Here is a 5,798-nt window from a genome sequence, read left to right on the forward strand (position 1 = left end):
GTCGCCGCCTACGGCCGGGACCGGGTGCGCCCGGGCGGACCGGTCGGGCCCGACGGCCCGGACGGGCCGGTGGGTCCAGTGGGTCCGGTCGGCCCGGACGGTCCGGTCACGACGTTTCGAGCTCGTCGTCGAGGATCCCGAACAGCTCCTCGGCGGTGATCGCGTCGAGGTCCTTCTCCGGCGCGGGGCCGTCGGCCGTCCTCGGCGCCCCGGGCGCGGCGGCGGCACCGGACGCACTGGCGGCCAGGGCGCGCAGTCCGGCGGTGGCCTCGGAGCGCTCCGGGTCCGTCAGGGCCCCCGACTCCAGCAGGGCCCGGATCGCGGCCAGGTGGTCGGCCAGCGCGGATCCTGCGCTGGGCAGCTCCTCGCCGAGCCGGGCCGCCAGCACGGACACCGCCGGGTAGTCGAAGACGACCGTGGCCGGCAGCCGGCAGCCGGTGACCGCGTCCAGCCGGTTGCGCAGCTCGATCGCGGTCAGCGAGTCGAGGCCGAGCTCGAGGAAGCCCTTGTCCGGGTCGACGGCCTCGGGGCGGTCGTGGCCGAGCACCGCCGCGGTGGCGGCGCGCACCAGCTCGACCAGCGCGTCCACCCGGTCGCGCCCGCCCAGCTCGGCGATCCGGGCCCAGGCCCCGCCCGCGGCCGGTCCGCCCGCGCCGTCGGCGCCCGTCCCCGGCCCCGCCGCCGCCCGGGGGCGCGCGGGTCCGCGGAGCAGGCCGCGCAGCAGCGGCGGAACCTCGCCGGCCTCCGCGGCCTGGGCGGCGAGTGCGGAGAGGTCGAGGTTGACCGGCAGCAGGACCGGCTCGTCGCCGCGGACCGCCGCGTCGAACAGGGCGAGCCCCTCGGCCACCGGGAGTTCCCGGACGCCGCCCCGGGCCAGCCGGACCCGGTCGGAGTCCCGCAGCCCGGCGCCCATCCCGCCGCCCGCCGTCTCGTCCGCCCACAGGCCCCAGGCCAGGCTGTGCGCGACCCGGCCGTCGGCGGCGCGCCGGGCGGCCAGGGCGTCGAGGAACGCGTTGGCCGCCGCGTAACTGCCCTGGCCCGCGGCACCGAGGGTGCCGCTGACCGAGGAGAACAGCACGAACATGGCCAGGTCGAGGTCCTCGGTCAGGGCGTGCAGGTTCCAGGCCGCGTCGATCTTCGGGCGCAGCACCCCCGCCATCCGCTGCGGGGTCAGCGAGCCGATCACGCCGTCGTCGACCACGCCCGCCGCGTGCACCAGCCCGGTCAGCGGCCGGTCGGCGGGGATCGAGCCGAGCAGCCGCTCCAGCGCGTCCCGGTCGGCGGCGTCGCAGGCGGCCACGGTCACCTCGGCGCCCAGCCCGGTCAGTTCGGCGGCCAGCTCGGCCGCGCCGGGGGCCTGCGGACCCCTGCGGCCGGCCAGCAGTAGGTTCCGGACGCCGTGGCCGGTCACCAGGTGCCGGGCGAGTGCGGCGCCGAGCGCGCCGGTGCCGCCGGTGACCAGCACGGTGCCCGCGGGGTCGAGCGCGGGGCGGGCCGCCGGCTTTGGCCGGGTGCGGGCCAACCGCGGTACCGCGAGCCCGCCGGCCCGCACGGCGACGCACGGTTCGCCGCTCAGCGCGAGGTCGAGCGCGGCGGCCGGCAGCGCGGCGTCCGGGGCCGGCCCCGACGCGGTGCCCGCCGTGCCGGCGGCCTCCAGGTCCAGCAGGGCGAAGCGGCCGGGGTACTCCTGCTGGACGGTGCGGATCAAGCCCCAGAGCGGGGCGTGCACCAGGTCCGTGACGGTGTCCCCGGGGCCGGCGGCGACCGCCCCGCGGGTCACCACGACCATCCGGTGCTCGGCGAACCGCCGGTCGGCGGCCCAGCCCTGCACCAGGGCGAGCATCCGGTCCGCGGCGGCGCGGGCGGCGGACGCGTCCTGCTCCTGCGGCGGCGCCCAGCACGGGACGAGGACGAGCGGTGCCGCCGCGCCGGTGCCCGGCCGCGGGCCGGCCGCGGCCAGCGCGTCCCAGTCCGGGTACGCCAGGACCGGGTGCCCGGCGGCCGCCAGTGCCGCGCCGAGCCCGAGGCCGTCGGCGCCCAGGACGGTGCGGGCGGCGGGCTCGGCGGCCGGGGACGGCTGCCCGGGGTCGGCCGCGGGAGCCCAGTCGAGGCGGAACAGCCGGTCCGCTCCGGTGCCCGCCGCCGGGCCGCCGGGGGCCGGGATCGAGCGGAAGGCGAGTTCCGCGACGCTCAGGACCGGCCGGCCGTCCGGGTCGGCCGCGCTGATCGCCGCCGCGTCGGGGCCGTGGAACGCGACCCGCACCCGCAGCGCCGCGGCGCCCGCCGCGTGCAGCCGCACGCCCGACCAGGAGAACGGCACCATGCCCCGGTCGGTCTGCGGCCCGGCGAAGCCGACCGCGTGCATGACCGAGTCCAGCAGCGCCGGGTGCAGGCCGAAGGCACCGGCCTCCTCCTGCTCCGACGCGGGCAGCGCGACCTCGGCGTAGATCTCCTCCCCCGAGGTCCACACCGCGGTGAGCCCGCGGAAGGCGGGACCGTAGGCGTACCCCTGCTCGGCGAGGGCCGGGTAGACGCCGGAGAGGTCCAGGGCGGTGGCCGCGGCCGGCGGCCAGGCCTCCGGCAGGGGCTCGGCGGTGTCCGCGGCCGGGTCCGGGTCCGCGGCGAGGGTGCCGACCGCGTGCCGGGCCCAGCCCGGTTCGCCCGCTCCGGCGGCCGTCGCGGCCGGGCGGGAGTGGATGGTGACGGTGCGCCGGCCCGCCTCGTCCGCTCCGCCCACCGCGACCCGCAGGTCCGTGCCCGCCGCGGCGTCCAGCACCAGCGGGGCCTCCAGGGTGAGCTCCTCCAGCAGCGGGCAGCCGACCTCGTCGCCGGCCCGGACGGCGAGTTCCACGAACCCGGTGCCGGGCAGCAGGACCGCGCCGTGGACGGCGTGGTCGGCCAGCCAGGGCCGGGAGGTCGGGGAGATCCGGCCGGTCAGCACGACCCCGCCGGATTCGGGCAGGTCCACGACCGCGCCCAGCAGCGGGTGGGCCGCCGCGCCCTGGCCGGCGCCGGCCGAGCCCGCGGCCGGCGCGCCGCCCGTCGAGCGGCCGAGCCAGTACTCGCGCTGCTCGAACCCGTACCTGGGCAGGTCCACCCGGCGGGCGCCGCTGCCCGCGTAGTAGGTGTGCCAGTCGACCGGCGCCCCGTGGGCGTGCAGGGCGCCGAGGGCGGCCGCGAGCGTCGTCTCCTCGGCCCGGCCCTTGCGGAGCAGCGGGACGGCCAGGACGTCCTCGGCGGAGTCGAGGCACTGGCCGACGAGGGCGGTCAGCGTGGCGTCCGGGCCGAGTTCGACGAAGCGGGTCACCCCCTGGTCGCGCAGGGTCCCGATGCCGTCGGCGAACCGCACCGTCTCCCGCACGTGCCGCACCCAGTACTCGGGGTCCTGGAGCTCGCCGGCCGCGACCAGGGCGCCGGTCAGGTTCGACACCACCGGGATCCGGGCGAGCCGGTACTCCAGGCCCTTGGCCGTCCTGCGGAACTCGTCGAGCATCGGCTCCATCAGGGCCGAGTGGAAGGCGTGCGAGACGGTCAGGCGGCGGGTCCGCTCGAAGCCGGCCACCGACTTTGCCACCGCCGCCGCGTCGCCGGAGACCACCACCGACCGCGGCCCGTTGACCGCCGCGACGTCCGCTCCGGGCACCAGGGCCGCGCGCACCTCGGGCTCGCCGGCCACGACCGCGACCATCTCCCCGCCCTCGGGCAGCGCCTGCATCAGCCGGCCGCGGGCCGCGACCAGGGCGCAGGCGTCGGGCAGCGACCAGACCCCGGCCGCGTACGCCGCCGAGAGCTCGCCGATCGAGTGCCCGGCCACGAAGTCCGGGCGCAGCCCCCAGGACTCCGCCAGGCGGTACAGCGCCACCTCGACGGCGAACAGCGCGGCCTGGGCGTAGCCGGTCCGGTTCAGGGCCCCGTCGTCCGCGCCGATCACGGCGCGCAGCGGCCGGTCCAGGTGCCGGTCCAGTTCGGTGCACACCTCGTCGAACGCGGCCGCGAACGCGGGGAAGGCCGCGGCGGCGCCGGCTCCCATCCCGGCCCGCTGGGCGCCCTGGCCGGTGAACAGGAACGCGGTGGCCGCGCCGGGCCGCACCACGCCGCCCAGCACCGACGGCGACGGGCGGCCCGCGGCGAGCGCGGCCAGGCCGTCGAGCAGCTCAGCGGTGTCGGCGCCGAGCACCACCGCGCGGTGGTCCAGGGCGGCGCGGGAGGTGGCGAGCGAGAACCCGACGTCGACCGGGCCGGCCGCCCGGTCCGGGCCGCGCCCGAGGAGGGCGTCGCGCAGCCGGGCCGCCTGCACCGGCAGGGCGTCGGCGCTGTGCGCCGACACCGGCCAGAGCAGCGGCCCCGCCGGGGCGGCGACCTCCCGCGCGGGCTCCTCGGCGCGGAACTCCTCCAGGATCACGTGCGCGTTCGTCCCGCTGATCCCGAACGAGGAGACGCCGGCCCGGCGCACCCGCTCCCCGGCGGGCCAGGGCACCGGCTCCTTCAGCAGCTCGACCCGGCCGGCCGTCCAGTCCACCTGCGGGGACGGCTCGTCGCTGTACAGGCTCCGGGGCAGCACACCGTGCCGCATCGCCATCATCATCTTCACGACCCCGGCGACCCCGGCGGCGGCCTGGGCGTGGCCCATGTTCGACTTGACCGACCCCAGCCACAGGGGCCGGCCGTCGGCGCGCTCCTGCCCGTAGGTCGCCAGCAGGGCCTGGGCCTCGATCGGGTCGCCGAGCCGGGTGCCGGTGCCGTGGCCGTCCACCGCGTCCACGTCCGCCGCCGCCAGGCCCGCGTCCGCGAGGGCGGCCCGGATCACCCGCTGCTGCGAGGGGCCGTTCGGCGCGGTGAACCCGCTCGACGCCCCGTCGGAGTTGACCGCCGTGCCGCGCACCACGCCCAGGATCCGGCGCCCGTTGCGGATCGCGTCCGACAGCCGCTCGACCGCCAGGACGCCGGCGCCCTCGGCCCAGCCGACCCCGTCCGCCGACGCCGAGTACGACTTGCAGCGCCCGTCCGAGGCCAGGCCGCGCTGCCGGGAGAACTCGATGAACGCCTCGGGCGTGGCCATCACCGTCACGCCGCCGACCAGCGCGAGCGAGCACTCCCCGCGGCGCAGCGCCTGCGCGGCCAGGTGGAGGCCGACGAGCGAGGACGAGCAGGCCGTGTCCACCGTCATCGACGGGCCTTCCAGCCCCAGGGTGTAGGAGACCCGGCCGGAGACCACGCTGAGTTCGGTACTGGTCAGCAGGTGGCCGGCGGCGTCCGCCGCGTCGGCGCCGCGCACCCCGTAGTCGGAGAAGCTGCACCCGGCGAACACCCCGGTGGCGCTGCCGCGCAGGCCGATCGGGTCGATGCCCGCGTCCTCCAGGGCCTCCCAGGAGCACTGGAGGAACAGCCGCTGCTGCGGGTCCATCGCCAGCGCCTCCCGGGGGGAGATGCCGAAGAACCCGGCGTCGAACCGCGCGGCGTCCGCCACGAACCCGCCGGACTTCGCATAGGTCGTGCCGGCGTGCTCCGGGTCGGGGTGGTAGATGCCGTCGATGTCCCAGCCCCGGTCGGCGGGGAAGTCGCCGACGGCGTCGATCCCGCCGGAGACCAGCTCCCAGAGCGCGTCGGCGCCGTCGACGGCGCCCGGGTAGCGGCAGCCGACGCCGACCACCGCGAGCGGCTCGGCCGCCGCGGCGGCCAGCTGCTGGTTCTGCCGGCGCAGCCGCTTGGCCTCCTTGAGGGACGCCCGCAGCGCCTCTTCCAGACGTTCGGTGGAGCCGGTCACGTGCGGGCCTCGCAATCTTCCGGGGGAGGAACGG

The 5,798-nt window shown here is 78.5% G+C and carries 1 protein-coding gene; it reads right to left on the minus strand.

Annotation, left to right across the window (positions count from 1 at the left end; all coding sequences use genetic code 11):
* Positions 1-106 precede the first annotated feature (106 nt).
* Positions 107-5,764 (minus strand): SDR family NAD(P)-dependent oxidoreductase, encoded by a 5,658-nt coding sequence (locus ACFCLZ_RS05230; RefSeq protein WP_380283493.1) that lies wholly within the window; start codon positions 5,762-5,764, stop codon positions 107-109.
* Positions 5,765-5,798 lie beyond the last annotated feature (34 nt).

It is taken from the genome of Kitasatospora purpeofusca (assembly GCF_042691725.1).
GTDB lineage: Bacteria > Actinomycetota > Actinomycetes > Streptomycetales > Streptomycetaceae > Kitasatospora > Kitasatospora purpeofusca_B.